The organism is Rhizobium anhuiense bv. trifolii (assembly GCF_024346605.1).
GTDB classification, from domain to species: domain Bacteria; phylum Pseudomonadota; class Alphaproteobacteria; order Rhizobiales; family Rhizobiaceae; genus Rhizobium; species Rhizobium anhuiense.
The window spans coordinates 250387-265164 of record NZ_CP098804.1; the positions used below are offsets into that span (position 1 = coordinate 250387).

Sequence of the window (14778 nt, forward strand, 5' to 3'; positions counted from 1 at the left end):
CGCTTCGATTGCGGCGGAGCAGTTACCGGGCGCAGCCCGTGCAACCGGGCTGGTCGCCAGCGATGTCCGCTTTCGGCATTCATTATCCCGATCGCGCAGACAAGTCCCAAGCGCGGCGAAAATGGAACTTTTTATTAGTTTCTTATCGGCTGTTAGTCGGCTGTGGCCACGACAAAAAGACTCCCCTCGGAAGCGAAGGTGATCTCGGAACGTCGGTCGCATAGGTGGCGATCGAATGAAGTCGATCACCCATTCCGTAGCCGGCAGGGGATATGAGGACTCCTGTTTGCGCTAAGCAGGAACTGACACATGCCCGCAAGTATCTTTTCGCGCATCAGCACCAAACTGGCCATGCTTTCCGCCATCGGCATTTTGCTGGTTGCGGTTATGCTCCTTACCGTCTGGCAGGGAGGCCAGCATGTCGCTCAGCGCGCGAAATACCGGGACGAGCAGTTGATCGTCTCGCGCGATCTGGTCGATGCCAAGGCGTCGTTGCGCGGCCTGCAGGTCGGCGTGCGTGATCTGCGTCTCGCCACTTCCACGGATGAGATTGCCAAGGCAGCCGACTACATCGCCGCACGCCATCACTCGGTTATAAAATATCTGGACGATGCCATGGAGGGGTTGCGATTGCAGGTCAACAGGGACCGGATCGTGAAGCTCAAGGCGTTGGGCGACAGGCTTTATGCCGCCACCGACGACATGGCCGAAATCGTCAAGGCAAAGCTTGCCCTCAAGGCCGGCGATCCTTCGCTTAACGCAAAGGAGAAGGACGTTCAGGTAAAATTGTTGGCAATTTCAGACGAGACAGCCAAGCTGATCGATGAAGGGGTGGACGCCGCAAAGGCGATGGCGACAAAGGCTGAGGAAGAGGCGGATGCCGGCGCTCTTCTCGTTCTAAGCCTCAATCTTGGCATCGGCCTGCTGACCATCGCCACGCTGATCGGCGCTGCGGTCTTTGGCGCTCGCGTGATTGCAAAGCCGATCGGCCGGATTACCGCAAGCATGAGCAAGCTTGCAGAGGGCAATCTCGCTGCCGAGATCCCCTTCGCCAATCGGCGCGACGAAATCGGCCAGATGGCCCGCGCCGTCGAGATCTTCAAGCTAAACGGCATCAAGGTGCGTGAGTTGGACACTGCCGGTGCGGATAAGCGGGCGAAGGTCATTGAAATGCAGATGAACATCGACGCGGTCATCACCGCAGCGGTTGCCGGAGACTTCACGCGTCGCGCCATCGTGGAATATGGCTATCAGGACCTGAACCAATTCGCATCGGGCGTGAATGACCTCGTTGCGGCAGTCAACCGCGGAATCGCCGAGACCTGTCGCGTGGTTGCTGCGCTCGCCGACGGCGACCTGACCGAGAACATGAGGGGCGAATTCCAGGGCGCCTTTGGCGAGCTCAAGGAAAACGTCAACGCGACGATGGTCAGCCTGCGCTCCGTTCTCGGCGAGGTGCGCGCCGCTGTCGACATCATCAACGGCGGCGCCGGCGAAATGCGGATTGCCTCTGGAGATCTGTCGAAACGCACCGAGCAGCAGGCGGCGTCGCTGGAGGAAACCTCCTCTGCCCTGGAGGAGATCACCGTCGCAGTGAAGAACTCGACCGAGCGGGCACTGGAAGCCAGCTACATGGTGGATGAGGCGAAGAAAGGCACCGGGCAGTCGAGCGCCGTCGTCAGCCAGGCCGTTTCGGCCATGGGGCGGATCGAGCAGGCCTCCGGCGAAATCGTCCAGATTATCAACGTTATCGACGAGATCGCCTTCCAGACCAATCTTCTGGCGCTCAATGCCGGGGTCGAGGCGGCACGCGCCGGTGAGGCCGGCAAGGGCTTTGCCGTCGTCGCACAAGAGGTGCGCGAACTGGCGCAACGCTCGGCCAATGCGGCCAAGGACATCAAGGTGCTGATCAACCGCTCCAGCAGCGAAGTCCATTCCGGGGTGAAGCTGGTGACGGCGACGGGTGAGGCGCTTGGCGATATCCAGGGCCAGGTGGTCAAGATCGACGAGCATGTGCGCTCGATCGCCACGGCGGCAAGGGAGCAGTCGACCGGCCTCTCCGAGGTCAGTACTGCCGTCAATCAGATGGATCAGGTGACGCAGCAGAATGCGGCGATGGTGGAGGAATCGACCGCAGCCACGAACCGGCTGGCGGACGAGGCGGCGAATCTCGCCCGATTGATCGCCCGCTTCAAACTGGATGCCGCTCAAGTAGCCCCACGCGCCGTCACGTCGGAAAGCAGACCGGCGATCTCTCCTGCGCGCGCGCTCGGTCAGAGGCTGGCAGGCGCATTTGGCAGATAAGTTGCCGTGGCGGCTGCCGTGATTGCCGCCGGTCGAAAAGCGTCAGGGCGGGCGGCAAAGTTCGCAACCACAAAATCCACGAAAGCGCGGACTTTTGGTGAAAGCTGACGATTGGATGGCCAGACGAGCGAGAGCGAACCGTACGGCACCATGAAGGAGGTGAGGACGGGGACCAAATTTCCGGTTCGCATATCGGGCTCTGCGACGTAGACGGGCAGATGCGCAAGGCCCAAACCGTCCCGTGCTGCTCGCAGACCTGCATCCGTGTTGTTGAATGTCAGGCTTCTCGGCAAAAGCAGCCGCTCGCATGGCGGGCGGAATGCCCACGGCGCGACACGACCGCTGGACGGGTATTTGAAGTGAATGCAGGCATGTCGGGAGAGATCATCCGGGGTCTCCGGTCGCCCATGGCGCTTGAGATAATCGGGACTTCCGCAAACGACGAAATGTTGATCGCCGAGATGGCGGGCAATCAATCGTGCATCGGCAAGCTCACCGCTGCGCACGACGACATCCAGGCCCTCTGCGACCAGGTCTATGACCCTGTCTTCGAAATCGATGTCCAGCTCGATCTCCGGAAATCGCTCGGCAAAGATCGGCAGGATCGGCATAAGAAGGTGATGTCCGACGATATGCGGCACGCTGACACGCAGGCGTCCCCTTGGGCGTTCCCGGCTTCGTGAGACTGTAGCCTCTGCGTCATCCATGTCGTCGAGGATGCGTTTGTAGCGCTCGTAGAGAACGGCTCCTTCCTCGGTCAGGCTGATACTGCGCGTCGTCCGGTTGAAGAGCCGCACGCCCAGCCGGCTTTCGAGGCGCGCCACGGCTTTTCCGATCGCCGACGGCGAAACTCCGGCAACCCTGGCGGCTGCGACATAGCTCTGTTGTTCGGCGGCGTAAACGAAGGCGACAACGCCTGCGAGACTCTCCACATCAACACCCAATTGAAGACATTTTGTCCTTTATGTAAGTCCAGGAGCGGTAATTGATCAATATTGCATAGGAAATATCCTCTGTCTGAATTCGTGGCCAGCCAATATCAAAGGAGTGAGCGATATGCCGGACTATGCAAAAGAACGACCCGAGCACACGGAAAAATACATCGGAGAGAATGACTTATTTCTGGAAATATTTCATGGGCGCGGTGATTCAAGGCAGTCCGTTCGGCCGCCTTTGCTCTTCGTCCACGGCGCCTTTACCGGGAGCTGGATGTGGAGCAAGTACATTCCGCATTTCATATCGGCGGGATGGAACTCTTATTGCATCAACCTGCGAGGCCACTACAAAAGCAGGTCGGCGGATTTCACAAAAATCCTGTTTGAAGATTACCTGGAAGACATCCGGCTGGTGATCTCCGAAATCGTCGAAGAATGTGGAACTCCTCCCATCGTGATCGGATTCAGCATGGGAGGAATCCTGAGCCAAAAGCTGGCGGAAAGCGTGGGGATTGCCGGACTGGTGCTGATCGATTCCAGCATTTGCAGGGAAGTACATGCCGAAGTGCCCTATCGCGATCTCGCGTTAAGAATGCCCGGCCTCGTGGTCCCCGCGCCCGCACGCGACGAGCAAATCAGTATCGATGAAACATTCGAGGATATCGCATTCCAGCGGAAGTACCTGTCCATGGAATCTGCAAAGGCATTCGGCGCATTTTCCTTTCATTTCGGCGCGGAGGGGATTTCCGTCGAAGGCGAGAGGATCACCTGTCCCAGCCTCGTCATTTGCGCCGTCAACGATGAATCCGATGATCATCGAGGCCGGGCGACGGCTCGCCACATCGGCGGCGGGCTCCGGGGTACGACACATACGGGTCTGCTTGTCGGACAGAGGTATTCCGAAGCGGTAAGCCGAATTATCGACTGGTTGGCGCGCTTTGATGGATGATAGATCTGCCGATCGGGCGTCATCCTCGACCGGCTCCCGAGCACAGAGCCGCAAGCCGAAGCTCAATCCTCCAGACCAAGGCTCGCCAGCAGGCGGCTGACATAGGCTTCCAACCCGCCGACCATATCGAAACGCGCGGGATCGCGCAGCCAGAGCATTTGCAGGCCATCCATCACCGCAATCAGCTCGGCCGCTATCGCCTTGCCATCGATCCTGCCGTCTATCGAGCCATCGGCGACAGCCCGGTCGACGGTCGCGACGATATCGTTCTGCAACTGGGTGGCGCGATTGAGAAACCATGCCTTGGCCGGGTGGTCCTTCATCAGGCTCTCGGCATTCAGGATAGCGAAGGCCCTGATGACCTCGACCATTTCGGCGTTACGGCGGAAGACCTCGACCATACCTTTGAGAAGGCCACGCAGGTCGGCACGATGGATGCCGATGAAGCTTTCGCTTTCGAGATCGCGCTTGTCCAGAATGGCGAGCAGCAGATCGACTTTGGTCGGGAAGTGGTGCAGCAGGCCGGGCAGCGACAGGCCGACGTCGCGGGCCACATCGCCGATGGCGGCATTCTGGTAGCCGTCTTCGGCGAAGCGCCGCATCGCGGCCGTCAGGATCTCCGCGCGGCGCGCCTCGCCCTTGCGGGATCTGCGTCGTCGCTTTTCCTCCTGTCCAGACTTCAATTCGGCAAACTCTGCCATCGTCTCTCCTCTTCGGCACTCTCAATCCATACATCAGGCTTAGGCGGTTGACATCTTAAAAATACCGAGTAATCGGTAGGTTTAAGAATTGCATGGCGCGGAGCAGTCGCGCACGCCTGGCGCCGCCGCGCAGCGCCCGAATTCCAGTTCAAGGGGAGGTTTGCATGATCGATTCCATTCTCGACAAGATGACGCTCGAGGAGCAAGTCTCGCTGTTATCAGGCGCCGATTTCTGGACGACGGTTCCCGTCGAGCGTCTTGGTGTGCCGAAAATCAAGGTGACGGACGGACCGAATGGCGCGCGCGGCGCGGGTTCGCTGGTCGGCGGCGTCAAGGCGACCTGCTTTCCCACTGCCATCGCGCTCGGCGCCACCTGGAATCCCGATCTCGTCGGGCGCATGGGCGTGGCGCTTGCCCATCAGGCAAAGAGCAAGGGGGCCGCGGTGCTGCTAGCGCCCACGGTGAATATCCATCGTTCCGGTCTCAACGGGCGGAATTTCGAATGTTATTCCGAGGATCCGATGCTGACCGCGGAACTCGCCGTTGCCTACATCAAGGGCGTGCAGAGCCAGGGGATCGCGGCGACGATCAAGCACTTCGCCGGCAACGAATCCGAGATCGAGCGGCAGACCATGTCTTCCGATATCGACGAGCGGGCGCTGCGCGAAATCTACTTTCCGCCCTTCGAACAGGCTGTCAGGCGCGCCGGCGTGATGGCCGTCATGTCCTCCTATAACCGCCTCAACGGCACCTATACGAGTGAGCACGAGTGGCTGTTGACCAAGGTGCTGCGCCAGGAATGGGGCTTCGACGGTATCGTCATGTCCGACTGGTTCGGTTCGCATTCGACGGCCGAGACGATCAATGCCGGTCTTGATCTCGAAATGCCGGGTCCGGCCCGTGATCGCGGCGAGAAACTGGTTGCGGCCGTCCGCGAGGGGAAGGTCGAAGCGGCCACCGTGCGGGCGGCGGCGCGGCGTATCCTGCGTCTGCTCGAGCGGGTGGGCGCCTTCGAGACGGCGCCCGATCTCACGGAGCAGGCGGTCGACCTGCCGGAGGACCGGGCGCTGATCCGGCGCATCGGCGCAGAAGGCGCAGTCCTTCTGAAGAACGACGGCATCCTGCCACTTGCCAAGACTTCGCTCGACCGGCTTGCTGTCATCGGACCCAACGCTGCGAGCGCGCGGGTCATGGGCGGCGGCAGCGCGCAGATCGCGGCGCATTATACGATCAGTCCGCTCGAAGGAATCCGCGCGGCCCTTGCCAACGCCAATAGCGTCAGCCACGCCGTCGGTTGCCGCCATAACCGTCTGATCGAAGTGTTCAAGGGAAAGATCACCGTCGAATATTTCAAGGGACGAGGCTGCCAGGGCACGCCCATTCACGTCGAGACCGTCGACAAGGGCGAGTTCTTCTGGTTCGAGCTGCCTTCGGGCGAGCTCGACCCCGCCGATTTCTCGGCCCGGATGACGATGCAATTCGTGCCGGAGGAGAGCGGCGATCATGTCTTCGGCATGACCAATGCCGGACTGGCGCGGCTCTTCGTCGATGGCAGGCTGACGGTTGACGGCCATGACGGCTGGACCCGCGGGGAGAATTATTTCGGCACGGCCAATGACGAACAGCGCAGCATGGTTACGCTCGATGCGGGCCGAGCCCATGCCGTCACCGTCGAGTATGACCCGCCGCTGGCGAACGGGCAGGGGATCAATCTCACGGCCATTCGGTTCGGCGTCGAAAAGCCCTTGGGTGAGGCCGATATCCAGGAAGCTGTCGAGATGGCGCTGAACGCCGATGTCGCGCTCCTCTTCGTCGGCCGCGACGGCGAATGGGATACCGAAGGTTTGGACCTGCCCGACATGCGGCTTCCGGGTCGGCAGGAGGAACTGATCGCGCGGGTTGCGGCTGCCAATGCCAACACCGTCGTCGTGCTGCAGACGGGCGGTCCGGTGGAAATGCCCTGGCTCGGCAAGGTCCGCGCCGTGCTGCAGATCTGGTATCCCGGTCAGGAGCTGGGCAACGCCGTCGCCGATGTCCTGTTCGGCGATGCCGAGCCCGGCGGACGCCTGCCGCAGACATTCCCCAAGGCGCTTGCCGACAATTCCGCAATCACAGGCGATCCAGCCGTCTATCCGGGTAAGGATGGCCACCTGCGCTACGCCGAAGGCGTCTTCGTCGGTTATCGTCATCACGATACACGCGCTGTCGAACCGCTCTTCCCCTTCGGTTTCGGCCTTGGCTATACCCGCTTCAACTGGGGCGAGCCGCGGCTCTCGGCCAACGAAATGGGTCCCGAAGGCCTGACTGTCAGCATCGATGTGACCAATGTCGGCGACCGCGCCGGATCGGAACTGATCCAACTCTATGTGCGCTCGCCAAAGTCCAAGGTAGAGCGGCCGGACAAAGAGCTGCGCGCTTTCGCAAAGCTTTCGTTGCTCCCTGGTGAGACTGGCACGGCCGACCTGAAGATCCTGCCGCGCGACCTCGCCTATTTCGACGTCGAGGCCGGCGTCTTCCGCGCCGAAGCGGGCGGCTACCAACTGGTCGTGGCGGCGAATGCCGCGGATATCAGGTTCGTCATCGACCTGCCGTCACCACTCGAGTATCGGCTGCCGGCTTCGTATTAACGGCAGGCTGGCGGCCCATGTCGTATTTGAGCTGGGCCTAGCCGATACGGTCGATAGCGGTTGACGCCTCCGCGCCAGGCGTTGAGTGGCTGGAGCTGGATCAGGCCGCGTCGGGCTGAGTGCGCAGATTGGTGACGACGCGCCGGTTCTGCACCCTGCAGGAGCGCTCCGTGCAGTCGCGGACTTCGCGGTCGTTGCCGTAGCCCTTGGCCCACATGCGCCTGGCGTCCACGCCCTTCGAGACGAGATAGGCCATCGCCGCATCGGCGCGCTTCTGCGACAGCGTCTGCATTTTCGATGCGGAGCCGGAATCGTCGGCAAATCCTTGCAGCTTGAGCAGCCAGGTCGGGTTCTTGTTGAGCCAGATGGCCTGGTTATCCAACGTTGCCATGGCGACGGAATCGAGCGTGGCGGAATCTTGCGTGAAGTAGATCCGTCGGCCGACATTGAGGATGAAATCCTCCTCGCTGCCAGCCGCGACATTTTCGAAACCGGGCGCGGGATCGTTGGTCTGGCCGGTCATCGGCGCAGCCGTTGGTTCTTCCAGGGAGGCGATCTTGGTGGTGGAGCAGGCGGCAAGCGCCAGGAGCATGGCCGCGGCGAGAAGGCGCCTCGTATATCCGGTCATCGCAGACATCAGGGGATATTCCTTATTGGACCGGAGTTGCTTGACTGACCTGAGCTGCACTTTCAGCCTGATCGGCAATATGCGGCAGAACCTGTACAGCGGTGCCGATGGGGCAACGCTGGTAAAGATCGATGGCGTCTTCGTTGAACATGCGGATACATCCGCTGGAGGCATCCTTGCCGATGCTCCACGGCTCCAATGTGCCATGGAAGCGATAGCCGGTGTCAACGCCGTCGCGATGCAGGTACATGGCGCGGGGCCCGAGTGGGTTCTTTGGCGAGCCTCCGGCCACGAATTCCGGCAGTTCGGGATGGCGCTTGCGCATCTCCGGCGGCGGCGTCCAGCGCGGCCAAAGCGATTTAGCATCGATCGTGGCCCGGCCAAACCATTTGAAGCCCTCGCGGCCGACGCCGACGCCGTAGCGAATGGCGGTCTTGTTCTCCATGATGACGTAGAGAAAATGGTGCCGTGTATCGACGACGACGGTGCCGATCGGCTCGCTGCTGAAATATTTGACGACTTGGCGGTGCCACTTCCTGTCGATCTTGGCGAAGTTGGTCTTTTGGAAGGTCACGCCATTGTCGACGGCGGTGCCGGCAAAATTGGAAGACGCGACGGCAAAGGCGGGTTTCTGGATCGCACCCACGCCAAGTAACGCCAAACCACCAAGCAAAATATCCCTGCGGGTCCCCACCATCGGCAATATCCCCCTTAAAGCCAGCAGCGGAATATTAGTAAATCAGATTTTTCATTTGCGACAACAGAAAATTCTTCTCTTCCATAAAGACCGAGATCGCCTTTCCGGTTTCATGGGTCTGTATTGCTATGGTCGTTACCCCGGACGATCGTACGCCAGACAAACATACGGATCCCTCAAACGGACAGACAGTTGACAGTCGCCCAGGCCCCCCACTCCAGGCGCCCCGCACAACAGAACCGATTCCGATGGCAATTCACCTCTGCGCAGAGCGTGCTGGCCCGATATCTGCGTGCAACCTCTTCGGGAGTGTCGAAGGCGTAGATTTTATCGACTAAAAGGTGACTAAAATAATCATCTTATGTTGACAAGGTCTCTTTCGCTCCATAGTTTCCGCCCGCATCCGAGAGGTAGGGACCAAGCAATGGCGCGTGTTTTTTTGAATGTTTCTAATAACGTATCGAGAATTTATAGAGATAGCCTATTTGTCACGACAGCGATCGTCCTGATCGGCATTGCAGCATCGCCGGCCGCAGCCCAGAGCACTTCTGCCGATGCCAATGCGACAGCGCTGGATCCGATCGTCATTGAAGGCGGCGCATCCTCTGATAGCAAGACCGACCGGACCTCCGTTGCCGCCAAGAACAGCTCGGCTGCGACCAAAATCAACACGCCGCTCATCGAAACGCCGCGTTCGGTCTCGGTGACCACCGAGAAGGAAATCGAGCAGCGCGGCGCGCAGAGCATCATCGAGGCCGTGCGTTATTCGGCCGGCGTGACGACCGGACCGAACGGCTTCGATCCGCGCTTCGATCAGATCTTCATTCGCGGCTTCAACATCACGACGGTCGGTGACTATCGCGACAGCTTGCGCCAGCCTTATATCAATTACGGTATGTTCCGCACCGATCCATATCAACTGCAGCGCGTCGAGGTGATCAAGGGGCCGGTATCCGTTCTCTACGGATCGGGATCGCCGGGCGGTTTGGTGAACAAGATATCGAAGCTTCCAACCGAAGAGCCGATCCACGAAGTCGGTATCTCCTACAGCACCAAGGATCGGGCTCAGGCGATGTTCGATTTCGGTGGGCCGATCAGCGAAGGGAACGACGATTTTCTCTATCGCATCGTCGGCCTTGCACGCCACGGCGACAACAATTTCGATATTGCCGACGACCGGTATTTCCTGGCGCCGTCCTTCACCTGGAAGCCCGACGAAGGCACGTCCTTCACGCTGTACGGCCTGGCGCAGTCCGACGAGACCGATGCCAATGTCGGCGCGATCACGACCGTCGACGGCAAGATTCTCGACATAAGGCAGAGCGATCCCGATTACGACTACCAGAAGGTCAAGCAGCAGCAGGTCGGTTATCAGTTCGAGCACGAATTCGACAACGGCCTGACGTTCCGCCAGAACCTGCGCTATTCGCATCTCGATCTTAGGGCTCGTTACCTCGGCGTTTCCAGCTGGACCGGTACTGTCGCCCATCGTAACGCCAGTTCGATCCGGGACGAGATGAACGTCTTCCAGGTCGACAACCAGCTCGAGGCAAAGTTCGATACGGGTCCCCTTGCGCATACGATGCTGTTCGGGCTCGACTACACCAATCTCCAGTCGAACTGGGGCTACGGCATCGGGGCGGTGAACTCGGCATTCGATTTCGATATTGCCAACCCGACCTATGGTGTTTCGGGCGCTACACCGGACTATAACTTCATTGTTGCCGATGCCGATATGCGCCAAGTCGGCATTTACGCCCTGGACCAGATCGAGGCTGGAAACTGGCGCTTCAACCTCGGCGGCCGCCAGACCTGGGTGAACCAGACGCGCGACACGACCTACCCCTCTTTCGGCTTGAACGACTCGGAAGACGTCAACAAGAATGCCTTCTCCTGGCAGGCCGGTGCGCTTTACCTCTTCGACAACGGCATTGCGCCCTTCGTTTCCTACGCGACCTCGTTCGATCCGGTGACCAACCGGTCGACATCCGGCAAGATCCTGGAGCCGACGGAGGGCGAACAGTACGAGGTCGGCGTGAAGTACCAGCCGCCCGGCACCGACATCCTGCTGTCGGCGGTCGCCTATCACATCGTCGAAAAAAACAAGCCTGTGCTGGTCAATCCGCTGACCCTTGCCTATGATTCGCTCGGCGAAGTGACGGGAAAAGGCATCGAGCTTGAAGCGCGTGCGGCAGTTGCCGACGGCCTCGACATCATTGCGGCCTACACCTACAACCATTCCGAGGTGACCGGAGGCGACAATGAGGGCAACACGCCGGCCTTCACGCCCGCGCATGTCGCAAGCCTCTGGGCCAACTATACTTTCCAGGAAACCAATCCCTTCAACGGCCTCTCGCTCGGCGCAGGTGTCCGCTACATCAGCAACAACTGGACGGACACGGCCAACACGTCCAAGAACCCGTCGAGCTTCTATGTCGATGCATCCGCCGCCTATGATTTCGGAGCGGTCGACAAGAAATACGAGGGCCTGACGGCTGCCTTCAATATCCGCAACATTGCCGACCACCGCGACACGGTCTGCAACGAGGGCTTCTGCTATCTCGGCCAGGGCCGCAACATGACAGCCACCTTGAAGTATCGGTGGTAGGCGTGGCGGCAGCGACGAACGGGGCATCTCGGCGCCGGAATTCGATCGCCGGTCATTCTGTCGCCCACCAGGCCGTCGACCTCGATGGCCTGGTGGGCGACAGTCCGTTCTCCTATTGCCGCGGTAAGTTGCTCAGCGCGCCACCGCAGACAGGCATCGTCGTTCCCTGCAGGGATCTTTGCGACCGGGCGATCTTTGACGAGGTCATTGGCCGTTATGCGCAAAAGTTTCCCGGCAGCGACCGCCGCGCGATCGTCTCCATGTGGACGCTCTACTATTTCAGCATGCTGACGATCGCTCCCAGCGTCCACATGTTCGTGCATCGGATCGGGCTGCCGCTGGAGATCGATCGGCTTTCCCTCGTCTGCAACGAACATACGGGCGAGCCGGAGGCATTCGTGATGTCCGAAAGGCCTGAGGCGACCACCGATCCGGCCGCTGAGCTTCACTGGCTGATGCGCGGCCATGTCGAGCCGGTAATCGCGGCGATCGCCGCCAATGCCGCCGTCGCTCCGAAGCTTCTCTGGAACAATGTTGCGGCTTATCTCTCCTGGATTCTCAAGGAGATCGCCCATCGCCACGAGCCCGGCCTCGTCGAAGGCGGGATGGCCCTGATGGAAGAGGCTACATGGCCGTGCGGTGGGCGCAATCCGATGTTCGGCATGATCCGCATCGCACGACAGCAATGCGGCCTCGAATTCGCCCGCCGGAAAGTCTGCTGCCTGCGCTATAACCTCCCGGGAGTCGGTGGCTGCGGTGAAGCCTGCCCGCTGCCGGACGGGCGCCATTAGAGCGCCGCGCGCACTTTTGGGCGCACAAAGGACGCTCCAACACTTTCAATCCTCCTATTGTGCTTGATCAGCCGCATCGGGGCTCCGACCAGGGCAGGCAGAAAAGCCTTTGCCTCCTTCGGCCGCCCTCGTCGTCTCAACGCATAGCCGCACCTTCCGGGACGTCGGCGAGCGGCTTGACCATGAACAGGCACGGATGGTCCTCGTGCCAGAGCTTTGCAAAGACCTCCGCGCGCACGAAGCCGTTCCGGTCATAGAAACGCCGCGTCGCCTCGAATTGCGGCTCGTCGCAGCCGCGGGGGGCGAGCGTCTTGACTGTCAGCAACCGGGCGCCCGATTCATGGCCGAAGCGTTCAGCCGCATCGATGAGATGTCGTCCGGCGCCGCGACCGTGGTGTTCGGGTCGTGTCGCAATCAGCGCGATCTCGACGGCGCCGGGCGGGTGCGGCTTAAGCGCCATCAACGCCGTCACGACATCTCCTTCGATATAGCCGAACACCGGCAGGTCTTCGACCGCCCGGGCGCTCGCTTCGATAACCTCAGGTTCTGAAAACCAGTCGGGCAAAGCCCCCATGATCGATCGGCAGAGCTCCGCCTTGCCCGTCAGGATCTCCACTGTCCTTCCCATTTTTTCTCGCTTTCATAAGGTCGATTTAAACTTGACTCTTGTTATCACCTTAAAATAGACACTGCAATCAAATCGTGTAGTTTCTCTCGAAGAGGCCCGCCAAGACCGCACCCGACCAGCAACGACAGAGCCTGATTTTCCATTTGTAAAAGGGTACAGGACAATGCAAGCATTGCATCGTGATGTGAACGGAAATGCCGTTGTCAACGCCATGATCGAAAACAAGGACAAGCTCCTTAGAACGATTGAAAGTGTTGTCAAATCAAAGTCATATTCGGAGGATATCTTTCAGGACGGAGTCATTAAAGCCTATGGGGTCAAGACCGACGGCATTCGCTGCCCGATCGGTTACGCCTTCCGGATGGTCTATAATCTCGCACTCGACGAAAGCCGCCGCCGACGCCAGCAGATGAACAACTATAGGTCGATAGACCAGGTTCAGGAGATCACGGCTCCCATCCCCACCGTGCTCGACCAACTGGTCGCCGCCGAGACCTTGCGCAATGTGCTTGCCTCGCTCGAGGCGCTGCCGAAGCGAACCAATGACGCCTTCATTCGTCATCGCCTCAACGGCGTGCCGCAGAAGGACATCGCAGCCGAACTCGGCGTCTCAAGGACCCTCGTCAACTTCATGATCAAGGCGGCGGAGGAACATTGCCATCTGGCAATCATAGAACCTGCCTCCCGCCCTGATCATGCGAGCCGACAGGATCCTACCGTTTCGCTGCGTGCAGCGCCTGCTGCAAATCGCTCCACAGCAGTTCCGGCTCTTCCAGGCCAACGGCGAAACGAACCGTCTGCTCGCTCACGCCGAACCGGATGAAAGAGGTCATCCGGTCGGGGATCTGCAGCGCGACCTTGGCAGGGACCACCAGCGTTTCCGGTCCCCCCCAGCTGACGCCGAGGCGGATGTCGCGAAGGCTGTTTACGAAGCGTGCAACATCGATATCGGGATTGAGATCGAAGGCGAACAGCCCCGCATAACCCGTGAGTGTTGCCCGGCCGGGATGGTCCTGGAACACCGGATGACGAACGCGTGCGATCGCGGAATGCTCCTTCAGTCGCCCGGCCAGCAAAAGCCCGCTGCGCTCGTGCTCTTTGAGACGCACGCGCAGCGTGCGCATGCCGCGCAGCAGCAGCCAGGCCTCGAACGGTGAAAGCTTGGCGCCGACATAGGGGTAGGACGTGGCATTGATCCTGGCGATGGCCTCCTTCGAGCCGACGACGATGCCGGCGACCGTATCGCTGTGACCGCCGAGATATTTCGAGGCGGCGTGAATGACGATGTCGACGCCATGCTGGATCGGTTTCTGAAACAGCGGCGTTGCCCAGGAATTGTCGATGACGGTGGTAACGCCGGCCTCCTTTGCCATGGCCGACAGCGCCGCAATGTCCTGAAGCTCGAAGACGAAGGATGTGGGGTTTTCGAGGTAGAGCAGCTTGGCGCCCGACAGCGCCTTGCGGACCTCGTCGTGGTCGGCAGGATCCACGAAGTCCACCGCGACCCCGAGCCTGCCGAGCAGCTTCACCAGAAGGCGGTAAACATCGTTGTAGAGGTGACGGACCGCAACGACCCGGTCGCCCGCCTGCACGAGGCTCAGAATTGTCGATGTGATGGCGGCCGTTCCGCTCGAGAAGGCACGTCCGTCCTCTGCGCCCTCGAGGCGGGCGACCAGGAGTTCGAATTCGCGGACCGTCGGATTGTCGCCGCGCGAATAGATATAGTTGCGGGTACGACCGGCGAAGACATCCTCCATCGCCTCGTAACTGTCGTAGGTGAAGAGGGACGTCTGGAAGATCGGCGGAGACACGGCGTTGAATGCTGCCGGATCGACAGGCGTAAAGAGATCGTCGGCGGTCGCATGGGCGCCAAGGTCGTGCGGGTTGATCGACTGGTTCATGGTCATCCT

Annotated in this window: 12 protein-coding genes; 6 read left to right on the plus strand and 6 right to left on the minus strand. The window is 60.3% G+C overall.

All coding sequences use genetic code 11. The features are described 5' to 3' along the window. Positions 1-309: 309 nt before the first annotated feature. Positions 310-2304, plus strand: coding sequence for a methyl-accepting chemotaxis protein (locus tag NE851_RS32945; RefSeq protein WP_127430837.1), 1995 nt, complete (start codon positions 310-312; stop codon positions 2302-2304). On the opposite strand, the gene NE851_RS32950 is transcribed toward NE851_RS32945, so the two are convergent. Then, entirely contained in the window at positions 2274-3236 is a 963-nt protein-coding gene (locus tag NE851_RS32950; RefSeq protein ID WP_063474172.1) for a LysR family transcriptional regulator, read from the minus strand. The two genes, NE851_RS32945 and NE851_RS32950, sit on opposite strands and share 31 nt — an antisense overlap. 124 nt (positions 3237-3360) lie before the next feature. Between NE851_RS32950 and NE851_RS32955 the strand changes: the two genes are divergently transcribed. Continuing rightward, positions 3361-4188 (plus strand): alpha/beta hydrolase, encoded by an 828-nt coding sequence (locus tag NE851_RS32955; RefSeq protein WP_127430836.1) that lies wholly within the window; start codon positions 3361-3363, stop codon positions 4186-4188. Positions 4189-4250: 62 nt separating this feature from the next. Here NE851_RS32955 and NE851_RS32960 read toward each other — a convergent pair whose 3' ends face one another. Continuing rightward, a complete protein-coding gene (locus tag NE851_RS32960; protein WP_127430835.1) occupies positions 4251-4889 on the minus strand; it encodes a TetR/AcrR family transcriptional regulator in 639 nt (212 codons plus the stop codon). Positions 4890-5053: 164 nt separating this feature from the next. Between NE851_RS32960 and NE851_RS32965 the strand changes: the two genes are divergently transcribed. Next, positions 5054-7516 (plus strand): glycoside hydrolase family 3 C-terminal domain-containing protein, encoded by a 2463-nt coding sequence (locus tag NE851_RS32965; RefSeq protein WP_254962616.1) that lies wholly within the window; start codon positions 5054-5056, stop codon positions 7514-7516. A gap of 100 nt (positions 7517-7616) precedes the next feature. On the opposite strand, the gene NE851_RS32970 is transcribed toward NE851_RS32965, so the two are convergent. Beyond that, complete coding sequence (locus NE851_RS32970) at positions 7617-8153, minus strand: OmpA family protein (RefSeq protein WP_063474043.1); 537 nt, start codon at positions 8151-8153, stop codon at positions 7617-7619. 13 nt (positions 8154-8166) lie between these two features. After that, positions 8167-8841 (minus strand): L,D-transpeptidase, encoded by a 675-nt coding sequence (locus NE851_RS32975; protein ID WP_047616699.1) that lies wholly within the window; start codon positions 8839-8841, stop codon positions 8167-8169. A gap of 424 nt (positions 8842-9265) precedes the next feature. On the opposite strand from NE851_RS32975, the gene NE851_RS32980 reads away from it, so the two are divergent. Further along, positions 9266-11449, plus strand: coding sequence for a TonB-dependent siderophore receptor (locus NE851_RS32980; RefSeq protein ID WP_097543313.1), 2184 nt, complete (start codon positions 9266-9268; stop codon positions 11447-11449). A 2-nt stretch (positions 11450-11451) separates the two neighbouring features. Continuing rightward, entirely contained in the window at positions 11452-12240 is a 789-nt protein-coding gene (gene fhuF, locus NE851_RS32985; RefSeq protein WP_097543314.1) for a siderophore-iron reductase FhuF, read from the plus strand. A gap of 136 nt (positions 12241-12376) precedes the next feature. Here fhuF and NE851_RS32990 read toward each other — a convergent pair whose 3' ends face one another. After that, positions 12377-12868: a GNAT family N-acetyltransferase gene (locus NE851_RS32990; protein WP_097543315.1), complete on the minus strand. Its 492-nt coding sequence runs from the start codon at positions 12866-12868 to the stop codon at positions 12377-12379. A 163-nt stretch (positions 12869-13031) separates the two neighbouring features. Here NE851_RS32990 and NE851_RS32995 point away from each other — a divergent pair, with 163 nt between their 5' ends. After that, positions 13032-13691, plus strand: a complete 660-nt coding sequence (locus NE851_RS32995) for a sigma-70 family RNA polymerase sigma factor (RefSeq protein ID WP_097543316.1) — start codon at positions 13032-13034, stop codon at positions 13689-13691. On the opposite strand, the gene NE851_RS33000 is transcribed toward NE851_RS32995, so the two are convergent. Beyond that, positions 13582-14769: a PLP-dependent transferase gene (locus NE851_RS33000; RefSeq protein ID WP_063474049.1), complete on the minus strand. Its 1188-nt coding sequence runs from the start codon at positions 14767-14769 to the stop codon at positions 13582-13584. The two genes, NE851_RS32995 and NE851_RS33000, sit on opposite strands and share 110 nt — an antisense overlap. Between the last annotated feature and the right edge of the window lie 9 nt (positions 14770-14778).

Excerpts from the sequence above, each read along its gene's own strand:
- NE851_RS32995 (WP_097543316.1), top strand. The coding sequence starts at position 13,032 with ATGCAAGCATTGCATCGTGATGTGAACGGAAATGCCGTTGTCAACGCC.
- NE851_RS32960 (WP_127430835.1), bottom strand. The coding sequence starts at position 4,889 with ATGGCAGAGTTTGCCGAATTGAAGTCTGGACAGGAGGAAAAGCGACGA.
- NE851_RS32955 (WP_127430836.1), top strand. The coding sequence starts at position 3,361 with ATGCCGGACTATGCAAAAGAACGACCCGAGCACACGGAAAAATACATC.
- NE851_RS32980 (WP_097543313.1), top strand. The coding sequence starts at position 9,266 with ATGGCGCGTGTTTTTTTGAATGTTTCTAATAACGTATCGAGAATTTAT.
- NE851_RS32965 (WP_254962616.1), top strand. The coding sequence starts at position 5,054 with ATGATCGATTCCATTCTCGACAAGATGACGCTCGAGGAGCAAGTCTCG.
- NE851_RS32990 (WP_097543315.1), bottom strand. The coding sequence starts at position 12,868 with ATGGGAAGGACAGTGGAGATCCTGACGGGCAAGGCGGAGCTCTGCCGA.
- NE851_RS32975 (WP_047616699.1), bottom strand. The coding sequence starts at position 8,841 with ATGGTGGGGACCCGCAGGGATATTTTGCTTGGTGGTTTGGCGTTACTT.
- NE851_RS32945 (WP_127430837.1), top strand. The coding sequence starts at position 310 with ATGCCCGCAAGTATCTTTTCGCGCATCAGCACCAAACTGGCCATGCTT.
- NE851_RS33000 (WP_063474049.1), bottom strand. The coding sequence starts at position 14,769 with ATGAACCAGTCGATCAACCCGCACGACCTTGGCGCCCATGCGACCGCC.
- NE851_RS32970 (WP_063474043.1), bottom strand. The coding sequence starts at position 8,153 with ATGTCTGCGATGACCGGATATACGAGGCGCCTTCTCGCCGCGGCCATG.